19 protein-coding genes and 1 tRNA gene are annotated in these 23,404 nt (G+C 57.5%); 13 read left to right on the top strand and 7 right to left on the bottom strand.

Going from position 1 to position 23,404, the window contains the following annotated elements:
- Position 1 precedes the first annotated feature (1 nt).
- The 9 genes from pheA to pyrF all read left to right on the top strand — a co-directional run bounded on the left by pheA (position 2) and on the right by pyrF (position 9,709).
- Positions 2-1,099, top strand: a complete 1,098-nt coding sequence (gene pheA / locus B2590_RS08440) for a prephenate dehydratase (protein ID WP_075196914.1) — start codon at positions 2-4, stop codon at positions 1,097-1,099.
- Between the two features lie 30 nt (positions 1,100-1,129).
- On the top strand, positions 1,130-2,257 hold the full coding sequence (gene hisC / locus B2590_RS08435) for a histidinol-phosphate transaminase (RefSeq protein WP_286810744.1): 1,128 nt from the start codon (positions 1,130-1,132) through the stop codon (positions 2,255-2,257).
- Between the two features lie 19 nt (positions 2,258-2,276).
- Positions 2,277-4,487, top strand: a complete 2,211-nt coding sequence (locus B2590_RS08430) for a bifunctional prephenate dehydrogenase/3-phosphoshikimate 1-carboxyvinyltransferase (RefSeq protein ID WP_414673553.1) — start codon at positions 2,277-2,279, stop codon at positions 4,485-4,487.
- Positions 4,487-5,167 (top strand): (d)CMP kinase, encoded by a 681-nt coding sequence (gene cmk, locus B2590_RS08425; RefSeq protein ID WP_213479904.1) that lies wholly within the window; start codon positions 4,487-4,489, stop codon positions 5,165-5,167. The genes B2590_RS08430 and cmk overlap by 1 nt, the downstream gene beginning before the upstream one ends.
- Before the next feature lie 131 nt (positions 5,168-5,298).
- Positions 5,299-6,993, top strand: a complete 1,695-nt coding sequence (rpsA, locus tag B2590_RS08420) for a 30S ribosomal protein S1 (protein WP_007154692.1) — start codon at positions 5,299-5,301, stop codon at positions 6,991-6,993.
- Positions 6,994-7,125: 132 nt separating this feature from the next.
- Positions 7,126-7,422 carry an integration host factor subunit beta gene (locus tag B2590_RS08415; RefSeq protein WP_007154691.1) on the top strand — a complete coding sequence of 99 codons (297 nt, stop codon included), beginning with the start codon at positions 7,126-7,128 and terminating at the stop codon, positions 7,420-7,422.
- Positions 7,423-7,493: 71 nt separating this feature from the next.
- Complete coding sequence (locus B2590_RS08410) at positions 7,494-7,796, top strand: LapA family protein (protein WP_007154690.1); 303 nt, start codon at positions 7,494-7,496, stop codon at positions 7,794-7,796.
- Positions 7,796-8,965 carry a lipopolysaccharide assembly protein LapB gene (lapB, locus tag B2590_RS08405; protein WP_036208447.1) on the top strand — a complete coding sequence of 390 codons (1,170 nt, stop codon included), beginning with the start codon at positions 7,796-7,798 and terminating at the stop codon, positions 8,963-8,965. Before B2590_RS08410 ends, lapB begins: the two co-directional genes overlap by 1 nt.
- 33 nt (positions 8,966-8,998) lie before the next feature.
- Entirely contained in the window at positions 8,999-9,709 is a 711-nt protein-coding gene (gene pyrF / locus B2590_RS08400; RefSeq protein ID WP_213479903.1) for an orotidine-5'-phosphate decarboxylase, read from the top strand.
- A gap of 512 nt (positions 9,710-10,221) precedes the next feature.
- Here pyrF and B2590_RS08395 read toward each other — a convergent pair.
- Both B2590_RS08395 and B2590_RS08390 read right to left on the bottom strand, forming a co-directional pair.
- Positions 10,222-10,297 (bottom strand) — tRNA-Asn (locus B2590_RS08395).
- 69 nt (positions 10,298-10,366) lie between these two features.
- A complete protein-coding gene (locus B2590_RS08390) occupies positions 10,367-11,551 on the bottom strand; it encodes a pyridoxal phosphate-dependent aminotransferase (protein WP_036208443.1) in 1,185 nt (394 codons plus the stop codon).
- A gap of 233 nt (positions 11,552-11,784) precedes the next feature.
- On the opposite strand from B2590_RS08390, the gene uvrB reads away from it, so the two are divergent.
- Positions 11,785-13,821 (top strand): excinuclease ABC subunit UvrB, encoded by a 2,037-nt coding sequence (gene uvrB / locus B2590_RS08385; RefSeq protein ID WP_227517948.1) that lies wholly within the window; start codon positions 11,785-11,787, stop codon positions 13,819-13,821.
- Here the strand turns inward: uvrB and B2590_RS08380 are convergent.
- On the bottom strand, positions 13,818-14,930 hold the full coding sequence (locus B2590_RS08380; RefSeq protein ID WP_286810748.1) for a GNAT family N-acetyltransferase/peptidase C39 family protein: 1,113 nt from the start codon (positions 14,928-14,930) through the stop codon (positions 13,818-13,820). The two genes, uvrB and B2590_RS08380, sit on opposite strands and share 4 nt — an antisense overlap.
- A 241-nt stretch (positions 14,931-15,171) precedes the next feature.
- Between B2590_RS08380 and B2590_RS08375 the strand changes: the two genes are divergently transcribed.
- Entirely contained in the window at positions 15,172-16,671 is a 1,500-nt protein-coding gene (locus B2590_RS08375) for a RimK family protein (protein ID WP_041333093.1), read from the top strand.
- A gap of 8 nt (positions 16,672-16,679) precedes the next feature.
- On the opposite strand, the gene B2590_RS08370 is transcribed toward B2590_RS08375, so the two are convergent.
- A complete protein-coding gene (locus B2590_RS08370; RefSeq protein ID WP_286810749.1) occupies positions 16,680-17,846 on the bottom strand; it encodes a cation diffusion facilitator family transporter in 1,167 nt (388 codons plus the stop codon).
- Between the two features lie 372 nt (positions 17,847-18,218).
- Here B2590_RS08370 and B2590_RS08365 point away from each other — a divergent pair, with 372 nt between their 5' ends.
- Positions 18,219-19,238 carry a quinone-dependent dihydroorotate dehydrogenase gene (locus B2590_RS08365; protein WP_041333094.1) on the top strand — a complete coding sequence of 340 codons (1,020 nt, stop codon included), beginning with the start codon at positions 18,219-18,221 and terminating at the stop codon, positions 19,236-19,238.
- A 229-nt stretch (positions 19,239-19,467) separates the two neighbouring features.
- Here B2590_RS08365 and rmf read toward each other — a convergent pair whose 3' ends face one another.
- Positions 19,468-19,677 carry a ribosome modulation factor gene (gene rmf / locus B2590_RS08360; RefSeq protein ID WP_040474610.1) on the bottom strand — a complete coding sequence of 70 codons (210 nt, stop codon included), beginning with the start codon at positions 19,675-19,677 and terminating at the stop codon, positions 19,468-19,470.
- Between the two features lie 322 nt (positions 19,678-19,999).
- Here rmf and rlmKL point away from each other — a divergent pair, with 322 nt between their 5' ends.
- Positions 20,000-22,183 (top strand): bifunctional 23S rRNA (guanine(2069)-N(7))-methyltransferase RlmK/23S rRNA (guanine(2445)-N(2))-methyltransferase RlmL, encoded by a 2,184-nt coding sequence (gene rlmKL / locus B2590_RS08355; protein ID WP_286847920.1) that lies wholly within the window; start codon positions 20,000-20,002, stop codon positions 22,181-22,183.
- On the opposite strand, the gene B2590_RS08350 is transcribed toward rlmKL, so the two are convergent.
- Both B2590_RS08350 and B2590_RS08345 read right to left on the bottom strand, forming a co-directional pair.
- Entirely contained in the window at positions 22,167-22,793 is a 627-nt protein-coding gene (locus B2590_RS08350; protein WP_075196904.1) for an outer membrane beta-barrel protein, read from the bottom strand. The two genes, rlmKL and B2590_RS08350, sit on opposite strands and share 17 nt — an antisense overlap.
- A 113-nt stretch (positions 22,794-22,906) precedes the next feature.
- Complete coding sequence (locus tag B2590_RS08345; RefSeq protein WP_036208396.1) at positions 22,907-23,386, bottom strand: hypothetical protein; 480 nt, start codon at positions 23,384-23,386, stop codon at positions 22,907-22,909.
- Between the last annotated feature and the right edge of the window lie 18 nt (positions 23,387-23,404).

Here is a 23,404-nt window from a genome sequence, read left to right as displayed (position 1 = left end):
CATGAGCGATGAGCAGGCCCGTCTCGGGCAGTTGAGGGTCGATATTGATCGCCTGGATCAGGAAATCATGGACCTGATCAGCAAGCGCGCGGAATGCGCCCAGGAAGTGGCTCGCGTGAAGATGGAAGCCAACCCGGGTGAGGATGTGTTCTTCTACCGTCCGGAACGTGAAGCCCAGGTTTTGAGGCGTATAAAGGAGAGCAACCCCGGCCCGCTGTCCGGCGAGGAGATGGCCCGACTGTTCCGGGAGATCATGTCCGCGTGCCTGGCACTGGAAAAGCCGATGCACATCGCTTTCCTCGGGCCGATTGGCACCTTTACCCAGGCGGCGGCGCTCAAGCATTTTGGGCACTCCGTGGTCAGCGTGCCTTTGCCCGCCATCGATGCAGTGTTCCGTGAAGTGGAATCCGGCGCGGCCCACTATGGTGTGGTCCCAGTTGAAAATTCCACGGAAGGCATGATCAACCATACCCTTGATATGTTCATGTCCTCGCCGCTGAAGATCTGCGGCGAAGTGCAGTTGCGGATACATCACCACCTGATGGTGTCGCCAAAGCACCAGGGGCAGGACATTGTCCGCATTTATTCCCATCAGCAGTCGTTCGCCCAGTGCCGGCAGTGGCTGGATACCCATCGTTACGGTATTGAGCGGGTCACGGTCAGTAGTAATGCCGAAGCCGCGAGGCGCGCAGCGGAAGAGCCGGGTACGGCCGCGATCGCAGGAGACATGGCAGCGGAACTTTACGGCCTGGAAATGCTGGCGACCAGTATCGAGGACCGTCCGGACAACACCACCCGTTTCCTGATCATCGGCCGTGAGGAAGTGCCGGCCAGTGGTAACGATAAGTCGTCCATTCTGGTGTCCATGCGCAACAAGCCTGGCGCGTTGTATCAATTGCTTGAGCCGTTCCACAAGCACGGCCTGAGTCTGACCCGTATCGAGACCCGCCCATCGCCCAGTGGTACCTGGGCCTACGTGTTCTACATTGATTTTGAGGGCCATGTGGAAGATGCGCAGGTCAGCAAGGTGCTGTCAGAGATCGATGAAGAGGCGGTCGAGCTGAAGCGCCTGGGGTCCTATCCCATTGGGGTCCTGTGACAGAAACGCAAATGACTGAGGAAGGTCGAAATGTCGATTGATTACCAAAGTCTGGCGGTCAAAGGCGTGCAGGCGCTATCCCCCTACCAGCCGGGCAAGCCCATTGATGAGCTGGCCAGGGAGTTGGGCCTGAAGCCCGGTAACATCATCAAGCTGGCCAGCAACGAAAACCCTCTTGGGCCCAGCCCAAAGGCGCTGGCTGCGGTGAAGGGAGCCCTGGACGAGCTCTGTCGCTATCCCGATGGCAATGGGTTTGATCTCAAGCAGGCATTGTCGGCCCGATACGGCGTGGCGCCCGCTCAGATTACCCTTGGCAACGGTTCCAACGATGTCCTGGAGGTGATCACACGGTGCTTTGCAGATGCCTCTTCGGAAGTCGTGTTTTCCCAATATGCTTTTGCGGTATACCCGCTTGTTACCCAGGCGATCGGCGCCAAAGGTGTGTCGGTGCCCGCCAGGGACTATGGCCATGACCTCGACGCCATGGTGGAGGCGATAACAGATCGCACCGCGCTGGTGTTTGTGGCCAACCCCAACAACCCCACGGGCACGGTTCATGGCGCTGAGGTGATCGAGTCGTTTCTGGCCCGTATTCCCCCCAGGGTTCTGGTGGTTCTGGATGAGGCCTACTGCGAATACCTTCAGGGGGATGGCTATGTGGATGGCTTGTCGTTGCTCAAGCGCTATCCGAACCTGATCGTTACCAGGACATTCTCCAAGGCTTGGGGGTTGGCATCGCTGCGGGCTGGTTACAGTGTTAGCTCGCCGGACATTGCCAATGTTCTCAATCGTGTACGTCAGCCTTTTAATGTAGATTCTCTGGCTCTGGTAGCGGCGACGGCTGTGCTGAGCGATGAAGACTATCTGCGGCGCTCCTGTGAAGTGAATGCAGCCGGTATGAAACAGCTTGAGTCCGCTTTTAACGAAATGGGGCTGGAATACATTCCGTCTGCCGGCAACTTTATTGCTGTGGATGTGGGCGATCAGGCGGCTGACATCAATCAGTCGCTGCTGGAGCAGGGTGTGATTGTCAGGCCGATTGGTGGCTACGGTCTACCCAGGCATCTGCGGGTGTCGATTGGCTTGCCGGAAGAAAATGCACGGTTTATCGAAGCTTTGGCCCGTGCACTGGATACGTCCAGCGGACGGGGAGAGTAACGTGTCCGAGATTCAGCCAATGTTCCAGCGTGTTGCTGTTATTGGTCTTGGGCTGATTGGTGGTTCTCTGGCCAAAGCGATCCGCGACAATGGCCTCGCGGTTACCGTTGTGGGCGCTGACAAGCGCGCGGACGAATTGGCGCTTGGCACTGAATTAGGCATTATTGATGAAGCTGCCGGGTCGGTTGCTGAGGCTGTGGCCGGCAGCGACCTTGTGGTGCTGGCGGTACCGGTTAAGGCAACGCGGGCAGTGTTGGCGGAAATCAGGCCCCATCTTGGCGAAAACGCCGTGTTGACGGACGTCGGCAGCACCAAGTCGAGTTTCGTCAACGATGTACGAGAGGTGTTTGGTGACCTGCCCGCGAAAGTGATACCCGGCCACCCCATCGCCGGTTCCGAAAAAAGCGGCATCCGTGCGGCCAACCCTGAGTTGTTTGCCAATCACAAGGTTATACTCACGCCGGCGGAGAACGTTGGTCATCCCGACCTGGAGAAGCTCAGGGCATTGTGGGAAGGCTGTGGTGCGACGGTTCTGACCATGTCTGTGGCCTATCACGACGAGGTGCTGGCAGCCACCAGTCATCTTCCTCATCTTATTGCTTTCTCACTGGTGGATACCCTGGCAGGCGAGGACGAAAATCTGGATATTTTCCGCTACGCAGCGGGCGGTTTCCGGGACTTCACCCGAATTGCAGCCAGCGACCCGGTGATGTGGCACGATATCTTTCTTTCCAACCGGGATGCGGTGTTGCGGGTCATTGATCATTTTACCCACGATCTGGATCAGCTCCGTACCGCCATCGCCGATCAGGACAGTGCAACTCTGTTGCGGGTTTTCAGTCGCGCCAAGGCGGCGCGGGAACATTTTTCCAAGATGCTTTCAGGACAGGCTTACGTGACAAACAACAGTCAGAAACAGGTAACGTTCCGTCTTCAACCCGGCGGCCGGATTTCCGGCGAGATACGCGTGCCGGGCGACAAATCCATTTCCCACCGATCCATCATGCTGGGTGCTCTTGCCGACGGTATCACGGAAGTGAAAGGCTTCCTTGAAGGCGAGGACAGCCTGGCAACCTTGCAGGCGTTCCGCGACATGGGGGTGACCATAGAAGGGCCGGACGCGGGGTTTGTCCGCATTCACGGCGTCGGTATCAATGGTCTCCAGGCGCCGCGCGGCCCTTTGTACCTGGGCAATTCCGGTACTGCCATGCGCCTGTTCTCGGGCTTGCTGGCGGCGCAGCCGTTTGACTCCGAGCTCACCGGCGACGAAAGCCTCTCCAAGCGTCCCATGGGGCGTGTGGCAGATCCGCTGCGAGCAATGGGTGCGGTGATTGACACTGCCGAGGGCGGGCGGCCGCCTTTGAAAATCCGGGGTGGGCACGCGCTAACCGGCATTCATTATGAGATGCCGGTGGCCAGTGCTCAGGTTAAATCCTGCCTGTTACTCGCCGGTCTCTATGCCGAGGGCGTAACCTCCGTTACCGAGCCAGCTCCTACCCGGGATCATACTGAGCGCATGTTGGAAGGCTTTGGCTATCACGTGCATCGCGATACCGCGACGGCCAGCGTGACCGGTGGCGGTCGCTTGGCCGCTACCGCCATAGACGTGCCGGCGGATATCTCTTCGTCAGCGTTTTTCCTCGTTGCGGCGAGTATTGCCCCGGATTCCGACTTGACCATCCGACACGTTGGCATGAACCCGACGAGAGTCGGCGTGATTAACATCCTGCGCATGATGGGGGCTAATATAGAAGTCCTCGAAGAGCGTGTGATTGGCGGGGAGCCGGTCGCTGATCTTCGCGTTCGTTCCGCCGAACTCAAGGGTATCGACATCCCTGAGGATCAGGTTCCGTTGGCAATCGACGAATTCCCCGTGCTGTTTATTGCCGCAGTCTGCGCTGAGGGCAGAACGGTTTTGCGCGGCGCCGAAGAGCTTCGCGTCAAGGAAAGTGATCGCATCCAGGTGATGGCAGACGGCCTGACCGCGCTTGGAGTGGAAACCACCGTGACTCCAGACGGTATTGTCATTGATGGTGGCCAGACGATGACCGCTGGAACCGTGAATAGCCACGGGGATCACCGCATTGCTATGGCGTTCTCCGTCGCCTCCCTGCGGGCTGAAGGGGATATCGAGGTGACCGATTGCGCCAACGTGTCCACCTCATTCCCGGGCTTTGTGGAGTTGGCAAAGCAGACTGGCATCAATATCGCCGCCGAAGGGGCTGAGTAATGGTTGAAAGCAAGGCACCGGTTATTACCGTGGACGGCCCTGGCGGTTCCGGTAAAGGCACCATTACCCAGATGCTCGCCCGCCGGTTGGGGTGGCACCTGTTGGACAGTGGCGCGCTGTATCGCCTCACGGCACTGGCTGCGGAGCGGCAGGGCGTGTCCCTGGATGATGAGCCGTCTCTGGTAAAAGTCGCCGCCGGCCTCGATGTGGCGTTTGAGCCAACCCCACCAGGTGAGCCGGCAAAGGTACTGATGGCCGGTGTTGACGTCACCGCAGATATACGTACAGAAACCTGTGGCGACAATGCCTCGAAGGTGGCTGTAATGCAGCCTGTGCGCGACGCGCTGCTGCAGCGCCAGCGCGATTTCCAGAAGCCTCCCGGGCTGGTCGCGGACGGTCGTGACATGGGAACGGTGGTGTTCCCGGACGCGCCAGTGAAGATCTTCCTGACAGCCAGTGCCGAAGAGCGTGCGCAAAGACGCTACAGCCAGTTGAAGGACGCAGGGGTCGATGTTAATATTGACGCCCTTTTAAAGGAGATACGGGTGCGCGATGAGCGGGATATGAACCGCGCCGCCGCCCCGCTCAAGCCTGCAGACGATGCGCAAGTCATTGATTCGACGGGGTTGAGTATAGAAGAGGTGCTAGTCAGGGTTATGGCCGCAGCAGGTCAGGCCTGACTACACCTTTTTGTTGTTGAAATTCCGGATTCGGCGTTATCGGCCAGCCACTGGCTGGATCCGGATTGAAACTAACAGACCGTGTTGCTGGTAGCACGGAGTAAACTTGCGTTGATCACATAGGACACATAATGAGCGAGAGCTTTGCGGATCTTTTTGAAGAAAGCCTAAAAGAAATTGACATGCAACCAGGTTCCATCGTCCAGGGAACCGTTGTAGACGTCGATAACGACTGGGTCACCGTTAACGCCGGACTGAAGTCCGAAGGTGTTATCCCCGCCTCCCAGTTCCTCAATGAAAAAGGCGAGTTGGAAGTTGCTATCGGCGACGTTGTTGACGTAGCTCTCGACGCTGTGGAAGACGGCTTCGGTGAAACCCGCCTGTCCCGTGAGAAAGCCAAGCGCGCAGAAGCCTGGAAGGTACTTGAGAAGTCCTTCGAAGCTGAGGAAGTGGTTAAGGGTGTTATCAATGGCAAGGTCAAGGGTGGTTTCACCGTCGATCTGGCCGGCATCCGTGCCTTCCTGCCTGGTTCGCTGGTAGACGTTCGCCCGGTTCGCGATACCGCGCACCTGGAGAACAAAGAACTCGAATTCAAGGTTATCAAGCTCGACCAGAAGCGTAACAACGTGGTTGTTTCCCGCCGCGCCGTTCTGGAAGCTGAAAACAGTGCTGAGCGTGAAGCTCTGCTCGAAACCCTGACCGAAGGTCTGGAAATCAAGGGTATCGTCAAGAACCTGACCGACTACGGCGCGTTCGTAGATCTGGGCGGTGTTGACGGCCTGCTGCACATTACCGATATGGCCTGGAAGCGCATCAAGCATCCGAGCGAAATCGTCAATGTCGGTGACGAGATCAACGTCAAGGTTCTGAAGTTTGACCGTGAGCGCAACCGCGTATCACTGGGTCTGAAGCAGCTGGGCGAAGATCCCTGGGTCGATATCAAGGGTCGTTATCCGGAAGGTACCAAGGTTACTGCACGTGTAACCAACCTGACCGACTACGGCTGCTTCGCTGAGCTGGAAGAAGGCGTTGAAGGCCTGGTTCACGTGTCCGAAATGGACTGGACCAACAAGAATATCCATCCGTCCAAAGTCGTTCAGGTTGGCGACGAAGTGGGCGTGATGATTCTGGACATCGACGAAGAGCGTCGTCGTATCTCCCTGGGTATCAAGCAGTGTGTTGCTAACCCGTGGGAAGATTTCTCCAGCAAGTTCAACAAAGGCGACCGTATCTCCGGCAAGATCAAGTCAATCACTGACTTTGGTATCTTCATTGGCCTGGACGGTGGCATCGATGGCCTGGTTCACCTGTCAGACATCAGCTGGAACGAGACTGGCGAAGAAGCCGTCCGTGAATACAAGAAGGGCGACGAAGTTGAAACCGTTATCCTGTCTGTTGATCCCGAGCGTGAGCGCATCTCCCTGGGCATCAAGCAGCTGGAAAGCGATCCGTTCGCCGAATTTGTACAGCTGAACGACAAGGGCTCCATCGTGAAGGGCACGGTATCTGCGGTTGACGCAAAAGCCGCTACCATCACCCTGAACGACGAAGTTGAAGCTGTACTGAAAGCTTCTGAAATCAGCCGTGACCGTGTTGAAGACGCACGCAACGCGCTGAACGAAGGCGACGAAGTTGAAGCGAAGATCATCAGCATCGACCGCAAGAACCGCGTTATCAACCTGTCTGTGAAGTCCAAGGACGTTGAAGACGACAAGCAGGCGCTGGAAGGTGTTCGCGCCAAAGCGGCTGAATCTTCCTCTGGTGCGACCACCATCGGTGATCTCATCAAGGAGCAGATGCAGCAGCAAAACGCCAACAAGGAATAACATTTCCGGTTGGTATGAAAAAAACGGGCTCTAAGAGCCCGTTTTTTTTGTGTTTTTTTCTGGTTTGGCTAAACTAGAGGCAAGGAGCTGGTAACCGGCTATCCGATAATAATGTGAAGAGGGATGAGCCCAATGACGAAGTCTGAACTGGTAGAGCTGATTGCGTCCAAGCAGACGCAGCTTTCAGTGAAGGATGTGGAACTGGCTGTGAAAACGATTATTGAACACATGTCCCAATCACTGGCGGATGGCCAGCGAATCGAGATCCGGGGTTTTGGTAGCTTTTCATTACACCATCGCGCAGCCAGAACCGGGCGTAACCCGAAAACCGGCGAAGCCGTGCAATTACCGGCCAAATTTGTTCCGCACTTCAAGCCAGGCAAGGAGTTGCGTGAGCAGGTAAACGATAGCCTTAAAAAAGGCTTCTGATTACCCTCTTGGGGAAAGACGTTAACCAGGTCCTGAGGTAAACAACCAGGTCCGTGTGGAGCATTGCGACTATGGCCGGATTTCAGAAGGTCCTTCTCATTCTGCTGGTATTGTTTCTGGTTCTGGTAGCACTTGTTTTCTCCCTGAATAATCAGATGGCAGTCTCCCTTAATTTCCTGCTCTTTGAGACTCAGCCTCACGGTGTTGCCGTCTGGATTATCCTGTCTTTTGTGATCGGCGCTTTGATCGGAGTTCTGATTACCATGCTTGCAACCGTTCGCACATCGGTTTCCCGCCGTAACCTCGAAAAACGACTTGCTCGTACCGAGCAGGCATTGGAGAAATCCAGGGCCCAGAACGACCGGACGCTTTAATGGATATAGTGCTTCAATGGCTGCTGTTAACGGTTGCGGTGGCCGCTGGCTGGTTTGTGGGGCGAATGGGCAGCACCAGGGAACGCTCCAAAACACCGATCTCCGATGAGGAATCCGTTAAGGATCGTCTGCAATTTCTGTTCACCAACTATTCCGATCAGGCGGTTGAGAACTTCGTTCAGTCCCTGGCTGTGAACAAGGAAACAGTGGGCCTGCACCTCTCTATCGGCGCCCATTTCCGCCACAAGGGCGAGACCGACCGGGCCATTCTGATTCACCAGAACCTCCTTGCCCGTCCGGAACTGCCGCCGCGTTACTCTCAACAGGTCACCTACGAGCTGGCCATTGACTACCTGAACGCAGGCCTTCTGGACAGGGCAGAAGCGTTGCTTCATCAACTGATGGGCGACAGGGAGTACGGCCGTAAGTCTTCATTACAACTGATCGAGCTGTACCAGCAGGAAAAGGAATGGGGTAAGGCCGGGCAGGTCGCCCGTACATTGACGACCGGTGACCACGATGCCCGCATGTACAAGATGCTGGCCTATATAACCTGCGAGCAGGCTGAGGATGCCCTCAAGCACGACGACCGCTGGATGGCTCAGAAGCTGTCCAAGGAAGCGCTGGAGTACGATCGTTCCTGTGTCCGGGCCACGTTTATCATGATGAAGTTGCTCATTCGTCAGGGCAGCTACCGGGACGCGGCCAGCCAGAGCCTGAAAGTCTTCGATCAGAACCCTGAATTCGGCTCAGAAGCGGTGGACCGGCTGATGAAGCTTGAGCGCGAACACGGCGATGTTGGGCGTCTGGTCAAAAAGCTTGGCAAGTTCTACGAAGCTTGGCCGAGTACGAGCTTGCTGCTGGCGCTGGTTGAAGCCGTAGAGCGCACGTCCGGCCGTATGGCTGCAATCGAGTTGCTGCGCCGGGAACTGGAAGTCCGTCCCAGCGTCCGCGGTTTGTTGCGCCTGGTGGAACTGGCGGGCTATGAAAAAGGCATGACGACGGACGAAGGCCGTCTGGTCAGCCGCATCGGCCACTTGATACTTGCCAACCGCCCGGTATACCGATGTGTAAACTGCGGTTTCTCCGGTCAGCAATTGCATTGGCTGTGCCCCAGCTGCAAGCAGTGGGAAACCGTTCGCCCAATACAGGGCGTGGAAGCTGAGTAACCCGAAAACACGACATTCTGCAGGAAACTGACCGTGCAAACCCCCGATAATCCCCGAATCATCGTTGCCCTGGATTTCCCCTCTGATCAGCCCGCGTTGGCTCTGGTTGATCAACTGGACCCTGCGAAGTGTCGCCTTAAAGTCGGCAAGGAGCTGTTTACCCGTTCAGGGCCGGCCTTGGTTCGTGACCTGCAGAGCCGCGGCTTCGACGTTTTCCTGGATCTGAAGTTTCACGATATCCCGAACACAACGTCCGCAGCCGTAGCGGCCGCGGCGGATCTGGGTGTCTGGATGGTGAACGTACATGCCTCCGGCGGTGAGAAAATGATGACCGCCTGCCGCGACCGCCTGGAAAGCTTCGGCAAGGATCGGCCACTGCTGATTGCCGTTACTGTGCTGACCAGCATGGGGCCGGAGGATCTTGCCGGTATCGGTATCACGGATTCCCCGGAAGCCCAGGTATCCCGCCTGGCAACTCTGACCCGCAACTGCGGCCTGGACGGCGTCGTCTGCTCCGCACAGGAAGCGCCGGCGTTGAAAGCGGAGCAAGGCAAGGATTTCAAACTGGTCACCCCGGGCATCCGTCCGCTGTCTGCCGACAAGGGCGACCAGCAACGCATCATGACGCCTACAGATGCCCTCAAAGCCGGTTCCGACTACCTGGTCATCGGCCGTCCGATTACGCAGGCTGCTGATCCTCTGGCTGCGTTGGAGGCTATTCACTCTGAGGTGGTTGGCCTTTAACTTTGGTTCTTGGTCTGATTCTGTTCTAGCCTGATAGTATGGTGCTTCGGTGCGGTGGTGGCTCCCTCCCAAAAAACGCTTCTAGTACATCCATGTACGCTTGGGCTCCGCCATCCATGGCTCCGCACATTTTTGGGAGGGAGCCACCACCGCACCGGTTTGAACTTTCAGATATCGCTGTTAGGCGATTTTTATTGATAGCTGTGGTTATCGATGTTGGAGTTGTAAGCATAGGGTGCACTGGGGCAGCGTAATCTGTTTCGATAACTCCAGAGGCTGAATCAGGCGGGGTAGGGCTTCCTTCCCGAAAATGTGCGGAGCCATGGATGGCGGAGCCCAAGCGCACACGGATGTGCTTGTAGCGTTTTTCGGGAAGGAAGTCCTACCTCGCCGTGGCACCGCTACTAGCCGGCTAGAGTGCACCACACCAACAGGCTAGGGCCGAACCTAAACCCAAAGAACCAAAACGAAAAAAGCCGCTAATCCAGAGGACTAGCGGCTTTTCGGAATAGTGGCTCCCCGAGCTGGGCTCGAACCAGCGACAAACGGATTAACAGTCCGTTGCTCTACCAACTGAGCTATCGGGGAACGTCGTCGTGTGACGAGGCGCGTATATTAAGGTTACCCCAACGCCTCGTCAACCCCTTGCCAGGATTTTTAGCCCAGCGCTTTCTGCAAACGCTCAATGGCCTGCTTCAGCGTATCCAGGCTGGTGGCGAAGCTCAGGCGCATATGGCCCGGTGCACCGAAAGCGGAGCCCGGTACCAGAGCCACGCCGGCTTCCTTCAACAGCTTCTCGGCAAACTCTACGTCGTTACTGACACCCGAGTCTGCGTCAATGGCCGCCTGGAAGCTTGGGAATACATAGAAGGTCCCGTCACCGTGCAGGCATTCAACGCCGGGTAGGGCATTCAGGGCTTCTACCAGGTAGTCGTGACGTTCCTTGAACGCCGTGACCATTTCCTGCACGCAGTCCTGAGGGCCATCCAGCGCTGCCGTTGCGGCCGCCTGGGAAATCGAGGCCGGGTTGGACGTGCTTTGGGACTGGATCTTCTTCATCGCGCCGATGATTTTTGCCGGGCCAGCGGCGTAGCCGATGCGCCAGCCTGTCATCGAGTAGGCCTTGGACACACCATTGAGCACGAAAGTGCGATCGTACAGCTCCGGCGTGGCGTTCAGGATGTTGCAGAACGGCTGACCGGTCCACAGGATCGGCTCGTACATGTCGTCCGTGGCGATCATGATCTGCGGATGCTTCTTCAGCACTTCGCCAATTGCCTTCAGCTCGTCCAGGCTGTAAGCCATGCCACTTGGGTTGGACGGGCTGTTGATCACGAACAGGCGGGTGCGCTCGGTGATGGCACTTTCCAGCTGCTCCGGGGTGATCTTGAATCGGGTGTCGGCGCTGGTTTCGATGATAACCGGTTTGCCTTCAGCCACCAGTACCATATCCGGGTAAGATACCCAGTACGGCGCGGGAATAATGGCTTCGTCGCCCTTGTTCAGTGTGGCCAGCGCGAGGTTGAAAAAGCTCTGCTTGCCACCACCACTTACCAGGATCTGGTTGGCTTCGTATTCCAGGCCGTTGTCCCGTTTGAACTTCGCAATGATCGCCTTTTTCAGAGCGGGCGTACCGTCCACGGCGGTGTACTTGGTCTGGCCGTTGTTGATGGCTTCGATGGCCGCCTGTTTGATGTGATCCGGGGTATCGAAGTCCGGCTCGCCGGCACCCAGGCCGATAATGTCCTGGCCAGCAGCGCGAAGTTCCGCTGCCTTGTTGGTGACTGCGAGGGTGGGAGAGGGCTTGATTGCCTGTACTCGGCTGGAAAGTTGAAGGTCCAAACTTGCGCTCCTTAAAGCTGCGTCTGATAGGGCTCCGGCGGCGTCGGGGTAGTGGTTTCCACCATGTTCAGGCCGCCTTTGACGATTCAGATGGTATCATGAAGCCCGCGTGACGATAAGTTTCTCTGCAGATTGCATCTTTTGATATTCGCGGTGCAATGCGTTGCCCAGATCACTTTTGATTGAACGAAGGATGTCTCCAGACTATGGCCACTTCAGAAACCGGCGCGCTCATGAAAGACGGCGCCTTCAAGGTGGATTCCCCGTTTCAGCCAGCTGGGGATCAGCCCAAAGCCATTGATGGGCTGGTGGACGGTATCCACTCCGGCCTGGCACACCAGACGCTGTTGGGTGTGACCGGCTCGGGCAAGACCTTTACCATTGCCAACGTCATTCAGCAGGTGCAGCGGCCGACTATCATCATGGCCCACAACAAAACCCTGGCAGCCCAGTTGTACGGCGAGTTTCGTGAGTTTTTCCCGGACAACGCGGTGGAGTATTTCGTTTCCTATTACGACTACTACCAGCCCGAAGCCTATGTACCATCGTCCGATACGTTCATCGAAAAAGACGCCTCCATCAACGAACATATAGAGCAGATGCGTCTGTCGGCGACCAAGGCCCTGCTGGAGCGGCCGGATGCCATCATCGTTGCCACCGTATCCTCCATTTACGGCCTGGGTGATCCCCAGTCCTACCTGAAAATGATGTTGCACCTGGACCGGGGCGACCAAATCGACCAGCGTCACATCCTCCGGCGCCTCGCCGAGCTGCAGTACACCCGCAACGATGTCGAATTCCACCGGGCGAATTATCGGGTGCGGGGAGATGTGATCGATGTGTTTCCGGCAGAATCCGAGAAAGAAGCCATCCGCATTGAGTTGTTCGATGACGAGGTGGAAAACCTCAGTTACTTTGATCCCTTGACCGGTGAGGTTCTCCGGCGGGTGCCCCGTGTCACCATTTATCCGAAATCCCACTATGTCACGCCAAGGCAGAAAGTGCTGGATGCCGTTGAGCGCATTAAGGTCGAGCTGGATGAGCGCCTGCAGCAATTAAGGGACAACAACCGCTTGGTGGAAGCGCAGCGTCTGGAAGAGCGCACCCGCTACGACATCGAAATGATGTTGGAGCTGGGCTACTGCAACGGCATCGAGAACTACTCCCGGTACTTGTCTGGTCGCCAGCCGGGCGAGGCGCCTCCGACGCTGTTCGATTATCTGCCAGCCAATGCGATGCTGGTGGTGGACGAATCCCACGTCACCATTCCCCAGATCGGCGCCATGTACAAGGGCGACCGGTCCCGTAAGGAAACTCTCGTGGAGTACGGCTTCCGACTGCCTTCTGCGCTGGATAACCGGCCCATGCGCTTTGATGAATGGGAACGGATTGCGCCGCAGATGCTGTTCGTCTCCGCCACCCCCGGCAACTACGAAGCCGAGCATGCAGGGCAGGTGGTTGAACAGGTGGTGCGGCCAACCGGCCTGCTGGACCCGGAAATCGAAGTTCGCCCGGCCTCTACCCAGGTGGACGATCTGCTCTCGGAAATCCGCTTGCGCACTGACGTCAACGAGCGGGTTCTGGTGACCACGCTCACCAAGCGTATGGCCGAAGATCTGACAGACTTCCTGATGGAGCATGATATCCGTGTGCGTTACCTGCATTCGGACATCGATACCGTAGAGCGTGTTGAGATCATCCGTGACCTGCGCCGGGGCGAGTTTGACGTACTGGTAGGCATCAACCTGCTGCGGGAAGGTCTGGATATGCCAGAAGTATCGTTGGTGGCTATCCTGGATGCCGACAAGGAAGGTTTCCTGCGTTCGGAACGTTCGCTGATCCAGACCATTGGGCGGGCTGCGCGTAACCTCCATGGCAAGGCGATTCTCTATGGCGATCGGATCACCGGTTCCATGCAGCGGGCGATCGACGAAACCGAACGCCGCCGAACGAAGCAGGCGGCCCATAACGAGGAGCATGGCATCACGCCGCAGGGTCTGAACAAGAAGATCGCGGATATCATGGAAGGCGCAGGTGGTGGCGGTGGTCGCGGTCGCCGTAAGGCCGAGCGTCCGGGCGAGAAGGCTGCCGAGGAGGCAGAGAAGTACCGTGCCAAGGCGGGTAACCGCTCTCCGGAAGAGGTTCTCAAGGAGATCACCCGCCTGGAGGACGATATGTACAAGGCCGCTGCGGATCTCGACTTCGAGACGGCTGCCAGGTTACGGGATGATATTTCCGAGCTTAAAGAGGCTGCCTTGCGGACTGGCTAACGCCTTGGTCCTACTATGACCGCTGCCTGCAACGGTTGGTTCTTGCCGTAACGGGACATGCGGTCGAACACCCGGCGGTCTACCGGCAGGTATTGCTTGTCAGCGACGGTCTCACCAACGTCCGTGTCAATTTCCGGGTCGTGCAGGTATACAAACTGATCATCCATCGCACACACCGTCACCCAGTGGGGCACGCGGCTGCGATTCAGTTGCCAGGTGCTGATCAGGATCACCGGCACGCGGCCATCGTGGAGTGCAGCCTCCATACCATCCAGGGTGAGCGGGTCGTGATGGAGTTCGATGCCGGTCTGGCCGATGTCGTAGAGAAAGCCTTCGTGCACCAGCTCCAGAACCCGCTTTTTGTCGTCGTTGCGAACCGTATCCTTGAATAGGGCGCCTTCTTTGCTGATGTAGGCGCTGGCGTGGAACCCGCGGTGCCAGGCCGCCAGTGCCAGGCCGTGGGGGCCGCAGCCGCCGTGGCCGGCGAGCATAAAGATGGTGGTGGCCTCACGCCAGAGTTTCAGTTCTTCCAGGGTGGTCATTGGCTGCTGTTCATCCAGGGTCGCCATGGCCATGATCAGGGCTGCCGGGCCGCAGGAGAATTCTGTGGTCTGGGGGTAATAGGGTACCGCCGGAAATTCCCGCGAAGGTTCGTAGAACAGGATACGACGCTCGAAGCGCAGTGCGGTGCCGTGGTCTTCGTAGTAGTCCCGATAGGTGCCGAACTGGCGATAGCCCAGGCGTTGGTAGAGCCGTATCGCCGGGGAATTGTCTTCCCGCACTTCGAGTCTCATCACAATGCGGCCGGCGTCGACCGCCGCAGCTTCTGCCTCACGCACCAATTGCTCGCCGATATTGCGGCCGCGTTCGGCTGGCGACACCGCGATGGAATAGATTCGCGCCAGCCGGGTGGCCGCGCTCATCAACACCAGGCAGTAGCCCACAAGTTCGTCGCCGGCCAACGCGACAATCAGGCGATCCCGCGGCATATCCAGGAAGCGCCGGAAGCTGCGCCGTGAGATCCGGTCTTCAGCGAAGCAGCGGTTCTCCAGCTTTACCAGTGCGTCCAGGTCATCGCTTGTGGCGTGACGAAAAGCGAGTGATGTCATAGTGAAAGAACTCTGGATAACTCAAATGTGGCGGCTTCGCCGGATTCAGCTTTGACGGCTATTATGAGTGAGTGCTGACGTTGCCGATAGCATGCAATCATGCGTAAAAGCACGCATTTCGTGCTAATTGTAGGCTAAAGCGTTCCGGCGTATTGTTGCGAGATTGTACAGGCACCGTCGACGCATGGTGGGCCTGTGTTCCCCAAGCTTCCGGCACTGCCTTCATGGAGGAATGCCACTGATGTCACGATTGTTGATTGTTGTTGACCGCGCCAAGGACTGGGCACCGTATTACCCCAGTGAAGACGTGCTGACTTTTGATCAGTATCTACAGTTCTCCGCGCCCACTTCCAGTCGGGTGCGGGTGATCAACCTGTGCCAGAGCGCCCGGTACCTCAGTCGTGGCTATTACTGTTCACTACTGGCTGAGGCTCGAGGCCATCATGTGGTGCCGTCTGTGATGACGCTCAACGACCTCAGCCGCAAAGGGCTGTTCTCGCTGCAGTTGGATGAACTGGATGCGAGCGTGATCAATTGGCTTGAGGAAGCCGGGGCTGAGATCGAGCCCGCCGGTGACAATAACCACGCCACGCGGGAAGTGCGTGTCCGCACGTACTTCGGGCAGGCGGAACATGGGGATTTGAAGCCGGTTGCACGCGCGTTGTTTGATCGTTTCCCGTGCCCGGTTCTGGACGTGGTGTTCCGCCGTGGCAAAACCTGGCAGATAGCGTCCATGAAGCCAGGCTGTCCCGCCGACCTGAAAGGGAAAGAACAGGATGCATTCGCGGCGGCGTTTGACCGTTTCAGCAGCATGGTCTGGCGCAAACCCCGTACCCGCCGTCGTTATCGGTTTGATCTTGCGATGCTGGTCAACGAGGACGAGGAAATGCCTCCCAGCGACAAAGAGGCGCTGGAGAAATTCGAGAAGGCTGGCCGTAAGCTGGGGATTAACGTGGAGCAGATCGGCCGCCGTGATTATATGCGGCTGCCGGAATACGACGGCCTGTTTATTCGCGAGACTACTGCCATCGATCATCACACCTATCGTTTCGCCCGCAAGGCCGAGGCCGAGGGCATGGTGGTGATCGACGACCCGGTGTCGATCCTGCGTTGTACCAACAAGGTCTATCTGGCGGATCTGTTGAAGAACAACAAGATCCCGACACCAAAAACCCTGATTCTGTCGAAAGATCAGAAAGACAGCGCTGAACAGGTGATTCGTGATCTGGGCTTTCCTGCCGTTATCAAGATTCCTGACGGCGCCTTTTCACGGGGAGTCACCAAGGCGGAGGATGAAAAAACGCTGCGGGCGGGCCTGAAAGAGCTGTTCAAACAGTCGGCATTGGTACTGGCCCAGGAGTACCTTTACACCGATTATGACTGGCGTATCGGGGTGCTTGGCGGCCGGGCCATCTATGCCTGTAAATACTACATGGTGGAGGGACACTGGCAGATCTACCAGCACGGTGGCGCGGAAGTGGACAGCGGTGGTTTCGATACCATGCCGACGTACGAGGTGCCCCGGAACGTCATCCAGGCAGCGCTCAACGCCACACGTCTGATCGGCAATGGCCTTTACGGTGTGGACATCAAACAGTCTGGTAACCGAGTGGCAGTCATTGAGGTAAACGACAACCCCAGCATTGATGCCGGGGTTGAGGATCGCTTCCTGGGAGGGGAGTTATACACCCTGATCATGCAGGAGTTCCTGTCCCGCATGGAGGAAAAGCGGCGTCGCTAGACGCCCTGTCAGTTCTCGGTATGGGCGTGCCATATCCTGAGGCTGCCGAACCACGCGTAGCGGCCAAGGTCCTCGCTGATCTGACGGGCGTCGGGAAGTGCCTCAGACACAGGAATCTCCATGAACAGTTCCATATGGACCCGGTTGCGGAGGTAATGAAGCCGTAGCCGGTTGTTGGACGGCAGGTTTTCTATGTGTTGGTGAAGTACCTCGCGGATTTCCGCTCGGGCGGGCAGTTGCTCGGAGGTCTGGGGGTGGATTTCGTCGTTCTCGGCATCAATGTGGAAATTGATGTCGAGAATGTTGTCCAGGGCATTGCGCATGGCTTTTACCACCTGCATTCCTATCTGATGCCCTTCGGAGACACTGATCTCCGGCGACACCACAAGGTGCACATCCAGCAGGATGTCATGCCCCATGCGTCGGCTGCGAAGTTCATGCACGTTGCGCACGCCGTCGGTCTTACTGGCGATGTATTTCAGTGCTTCGGTATCTTCCGGGGACAGGCCTGTATCGACGAGTTCTTTCACGCTGTCGCGGGTGAAGCGCCAACCGATGTGAATGATGATCCCGGAGATAATCACTGCAGCGAGAATGTCCAGCCACAGGTAGCCCAGCATGGCGCCGATGGTCGAGAAGAGCACCACCACGGAGGAGAGGGCATCAGTGCGGCTGTGCCAGGCATTGGCGATGATCAGGTCAGAACGGATCGCTATGCCAACCCGGCGTGTGTAGCGATAGATCCATTCCTTGCTGGCAATGGAGATGACGGCTGCCACCAACACCGGCCATTCGGGAATGTTCACAGCGCCGCCATCAAGCAGTCGCAGGGTGTTATCCCAGGCCAGGGCCGCGCCAACGGCAATGAGGATGCTGCCGAGCACCATGGTGCCCATGGTTTCTATGCGTTGGTGGCCATAAGGATGGTCCTGGTCTGGCGCTTGACGGGACACCCGCATGACGCCCAGTACGACCAGGTCCGATGCGACATCCGTAAAGGAATGAATGCCATCCACCAACAGCGCCTGGGAATGAAACAGCGTTCCGGCGATGACCTTGAGAATGCCCAGTACACCATCCAGTAGCATTCCGATAACGGTTACACGCGATGCTGCCCTGCGCTCCTGGGGGAGTCCCTTGTGTTCTTGGGAGGAAAAGGTCTGCTGGTCCGTCATTGAGGTTCTCCGTGGGCCTGATCGTCAGTATAACGAACCTGCCACTGTATGTTTTATGCACATCGGCGTAATCGCTGAATGACGTAACATTCTGTGACCGAACTGCCTGACGTGACAGAAAAGGCTCCGTAACTATTTGATATTTATAAATAAATAAACTGATCAAAAAATGATCAATCTGTAGGCTGGCGCGAATATCAAGGGTTCGGCCGCGTTGCCCCGCGATTTTCAACAGGGTTATCCACAGATTCCGTGGAAAAGGTCACAAGAGCTTAACGCTACAGACATTTAGCCGTCATATTTAAGGTGTAGGGCGATGCTGTGGAAAACTTCCGGTATACTCCGCATCGTTCTCGATCAGGGAGATTGTGTATGTATGGCATTATGCGCGAACTGCTGTTCCGGCTGCCACCGGAGACTGCTCATAACCTGACGTTGTCGGGGCTCGATATGGCAGGAAAGCTCGGGTTGCTCCAGGCGCTCGTCAGCAAGCCGGAGCCGCTGCCAACCAAGGTGATGGGCCTGGAGTTTCCCAATCCCGTTGGGCTGGCTGCAGGGCTCGACAAGAACGCTGATCATCTGGATGCCCTGGGCGCATTGGGATTTGGGTTTATCGAAGTAGGCACTGTCACGCCTCTGGCTCAGCCCGGCAACCCGAAGCCGAGAATGTTCCGGCTCCCTGAGCACAGCGCCATTATCAATCGGATGGGTTTTAACAATCATGGCCTTGAGCACCTGCTGGATCAGGTGGACAAGCGTCGTTACGCCGGCGTACTGGGTATCAATGTCGGCAAGAACAAGGCCACACCCAACGAGGAATCCGAGTCAGATTATCGCAAAGGTATCGCGGCGGTGTATTCCCGCGCTGACTACATCACGGTGAACGTATCATCCCCCAATACGCCCGGCCTGCGGGATCTTCAGTTTGGCGACTCTCTAAAGGGCCTGATGCACGCCATCAAGGAGGAGCAGGCACGTTGTGAGAAGGAACATGGGCGCTACGTGCCGTTGGCGGTGAAGATCGCCCCGGATATGGACGACGACGGAGTGCGCTTTGTGGCCAACGCCCTGAAAGAGTCGGGGCTGGACGGTGTCATAGCCACCAATACCACCATCAGCCGCGAGGCCGTTGCCGGGCATCGGTACGCGGAAGAAGCTGGGGGGCTCAGCGGGGCGCCGGTAAAGGCGTCTTCCACCCGGGTGATTCAGGCTCTGTATGCGGAACTGGGAGAGTCGTTACCGATTATCGGGGTAGGCGGCATTACCGACGGTGACAGCGCGGCTGAGAAAATTCGTGCCGGCGCAAAGTTAGTGCAGATTTATACCGGTTTTATCTATCGCGGTCCGGCGCTGATCCGGGAGTCGGTCGACGCGATTCGGCGTTTGACTTGATGCGGTGGTGAGAACGGTGTGCCATAAGGTGTGCCAGGAAGTGAGGCCAGAAATAGTGAGGCCAGAAATAAAGTGGGCCCGCTTAGCGGGCCCGTGCGGGGAATAAACCCCGTGGCGTTTCATCGCATGGTACGGGTCGGGAGGACCCGTTTGGGTTGCTCTGGGTACTGCGCCAAATTGTGTGTTGTTGAAAGATCAGATTAAAGATTCGGGGTGCTGACAAACAACGTTATGCCGTTACGTTTGCCAGTCTGTGGATGCCGGATACGCCGGTCATGCCCTCCCATTGATCTGTGCGGCCTTCTCGCCACCCGTTGAGCCATTCCTGGCGAACTTCCGGCTGTTCCAACGGGCAACTGTCTTTTGCTTTACCGGACACGCCGGCCAGGTAACCCCGTTTGAATGCACGAGCGTACATATCTCTTTTCTGTCTTTTCATGCCGTTCCTCACTGATGGATTAACAGAACAAGCGTGTACACATCTGCCGTGGCCGGGACTTGGGGCAACCCTTCCGGGGTAACCCACTATTGTCAGGTATGGCCAGAGCAGTCAGGATCCTGTTAACAGGGAGCCCTTTGTTGGCTCCCCGGAACGACGCGTCACCTACAAGGTAAGACTAAGCCAGCGCCCTTGTACACTATTTATTTCATCTATATGAAGCTTCTCTTATAGTTGTGTGACATAACAAGCCCGTGAAAACCTCGGAAAATGCGCTAATCCCACGACCTTAGCCACCGTAGAAACGACTCAGGAGTCGAACGTGTCAGACCTTAACTTTTTCGTAACCTGCCCCAAGGGCCTGGAGTATTTGCTGGAGGACGAACTGCGTACCTTCGGCATGGACCCGGTCCGGAACGCACCGGCAGGTGTCTGGGCCAACGGCATCCTTGAAAGTGGCTATCGTGCCTGCCTGTGGTCGAGGCTCGCAAACCGGGTCATCCTTCATCTGGCGGATGTGGACGCCACCTCCGGTGACCAGATGCTGGGTGGTGTAACGGACCTGGAGTGGCAGCAGCATATTCCGATGAATGGCAGTTTCCGCGTCAACTTTGTGGGGCAGAACGAAGCCATTCGCAACACGCAATACGGTGCCCAGCGAGTGAAGGATGGCATTGTGGACCGTCTGCGCAGTGCCAGTGGTCAGCGGCCTTCCGTGGACGCCAAAAACCCGGATGTAACGGTGTCGGCACGCCTGAATCGCGGCAAGCTGTCGGTGGGCATCGACCTGAGCGGCGACAGCCTCCATAAGCGGGGCTATCGCACGGAAAAGGGGGCAGCGCCACTGAAGGAAAATCTGGCGGCGGCTCTGTTGACGAGATGCGGTTGGCCGGAACTGGCGAAAGCCGGTGGCGATTTCATCGACCCTATGTGTGGTTCCGGCACGCTGGTGATTGAGGCCGCCATGATGGCTCTGGATCTGGCGCCCGGCCGCAAGCGCGAACGTTTCGGTTTCGAGCGTTGGCTGGGCCACCAGCCGGACCTGTGGTTGTCACTGCGCCAGGAAGCCGAGAAGCGCGCCTATACAGGCAAGCAGGGCATTGAGGGGTGCGTTCCTGCCTTCCTGGGCTTTGACCAGGATCGAGGGGTGATACAAACCGCAGGGAACAACCTGCAACGGGCTGGCCTGGAAGGCATCGTAACCATCAAGCAGCAAGGAGTTGACCAGTTCAGCCGCGAAGAGGCCTGGGCCGAGACCGGCCTGGTGCTGGTTAATCCTCCCTACGGCGAGCGCCTGAGCGAACGCAAGGCGCTGGGTGGTCTTTATCGCAGCCTGGGTGAAGCCGTTAAGGAAGCGTTGCCGGGCTGGCGGTTTGGCGTATTCACCGGTGCGCCCGAGTACGGCAAATCCATAGGCCTTCGCAGCTACAAGCAGTACCGCCTCTACAACGGCAAGTTGCCGGCGCAGTTGCTGTTGTTCAACGTGGATGACGCCAGCGCCATGACACCGCGGGAGCCCGATGTACCTGGCGAGGTGACGCCTCGCATCGCCAATGAAGAGCGCGCGGCGATGCTGCGCAATCGCCTGAAGAAAAATATGAAGACCGTCGGCCAGTGGGCCCGCAAGCAGGGTATCGGCTGTTACCGCCTGTATGACGCCGATATGCCCGAGTTTGCACTCGCTATTGATGTCTACGAGGGCCGTGTCCACGTTCAGGAGTACGCTGCTCCCAAGTCAGTCGACGAGCGTTCCGCGCGGGAACGGTTGGCCGAGGCTCTGGCGGTGATTCCTGACGCCATCGGTGTCGAGCGAGAAGGCATGGTCTGCAAGCAACGACAGCGGCAGACAGGTACCAGCCAGTACGAAAAGCAGGCGGCCAGCGGAGAGTTTTTCAACGTTCACGAACATGGTTGTGTTCTGAAGGTGAATCTCAAGGACTACCTGGATACCGGCCTGTTCCTGGACCATCGCCCGGTACGCAACTGGATTCAGCAGAACGCTGCGGGTAAGCGGTTTCTGAACCTGTTCTGTTATACCGGAGCGGCCACCGTGCACGCAGCAGTCGGCGGCGCGACCCGTTCACTGAGCCTGGATATGTCGAAAACTTACGTGAACTGGGCTCAGGAAAACCTTGCGCTTAACGGTGCGGATGCGTCCCATCACCGGGTGGAGCAGGCAGATTGCCTGGCGTGGCTGGCGGGCAAGCCGACCAGCGATCAGCGTTTTGACCTGATTTTTATGGACCCGCCCACCTTCTCGAATTCCGCCCGCATGGCCGGGGTACTGGATATTCAGAAAGACCATGGCCGGTTGATACGCCAGGCGATGCAGCGGTTGACCTCAGAGGGCCTGCTGATTTTCTCGACCAACTTCCGGCGCTTCAAGCTGGATGAGAGCCTGGAAGAGGAGTTCGCCATTGAAGAAGTGACCCGGGACACCCTGGACCGGGATTTTCAGCGCAATGCTCGAATTCACCGGTGCTGGCAGGTCAGAACTCGTATTTAAAACCGGTTGAGAACTGGAAGGTGTTCGCGCCGGTTTCGGTGTCTTCAAACAACCGGCCGCCTTCCAGGACGATGAAACCGTTATCGATAACCTCGAAATCCAGGCCAAGCAGCCAGCTCACGCTGAAGGAACTGTCCGGATATTCGTCCGCGATTGAGGCGTAGGGCGAGTCATCGTCAGGATCGGCTTCCCGGGCCTTGCCCAGCGGAGTCAGAGTGGCAACCCCCTGGACGTGGGAAAACCCGAACTGGGCATAGGCGTTGGCGTAATCGGTGATCGGGTAATGGCCGCCGATGTACCAACTGGCGAAGTACTCGATGTCCAATTCCAGTTCGTTGTCGATTTCGGCGGTGGTGGTACCCGCACCTGCGCGGATCTCCACGTGAAAATACTCGGAAATATGCGTTCCAAGCACCATGGATCCTGTGGTTGACCAGGCTGTTTCGAGGGTGTTCTGGCCTACAGACCGGTGGTTGAGGCCGGTGGCCAGAATGCCGACGTAGGTCATGCCTTCGCGGGGAACTTTATCCTGTGCGCTGGCCATGACCGGTGTGAGCAATGCTGCGGAAAGCGTGGCGGCCGTGAAGAGGTGTCGCAACAGCGTGTTCATTGTTATTGGGCTTCCTGGCGTTGTCGGATTCCGACAGATTCTGCCTTCTGTAACTGTTTGTTACGTCGACACAAGTCACAGTTCGCATTGCCAGCGACGTTGTAGGATGGGGGTCAGTCGAAGAAGCCTTCCTCACGTGCAATCAATAACAGTGCATAGACCCCGTTTTCGGGCAGTTGAGGTTCCAGGCCTTCGTCGGACAGCAGTTGCCTGCGTCGGTCGTCCAGTGCTTCCCGGGGCAGGGACGTGACCAGTTCTTCCATGCCCGCGATTTCGAAGGGCGCGTCCATGGCGACGGCGGTGAAGATCAGATCCACCAGGATTTCGTCCGGGTCCATGCCGTCCACGTAAACCGTCTGGTCGGGCAGGTCCTGATGAAGCTCCTGGGCCAGTTCGATCAGGGGCACGCCCTGTTCTTCCAGGTAGAGCAGGTCGATATCGCCCAGGTCGGCGTCTTCCGGTATCCATTCGTCGGCCGGGGCGATGACGACGGTTTTCATCTGACCGTCTTCCAGTGACCAGGCCATGGCCACGGGGAACAGAACGTCGTCGGTCTGGCAGTATTCGATATCAAGAAAACGCGGTGCGGGCAAGGTACACTCTCCGGGTAG

This window comes from Marinobacter sp. UBA3604, assembly GCF_002375325.1.
Classification (GTDB): Bacteria; Pseudomonadota; Gammaproteobacteria; order Pseudomonadales; family Oleiphilaceae; genus Marinobacter; species Marinobacter salarius.
The sequence above is the reverse complement of the archived record's forward strand: the minus strand, read 5'-3'. Positions and strand labels throughout refer to the sequence as shown.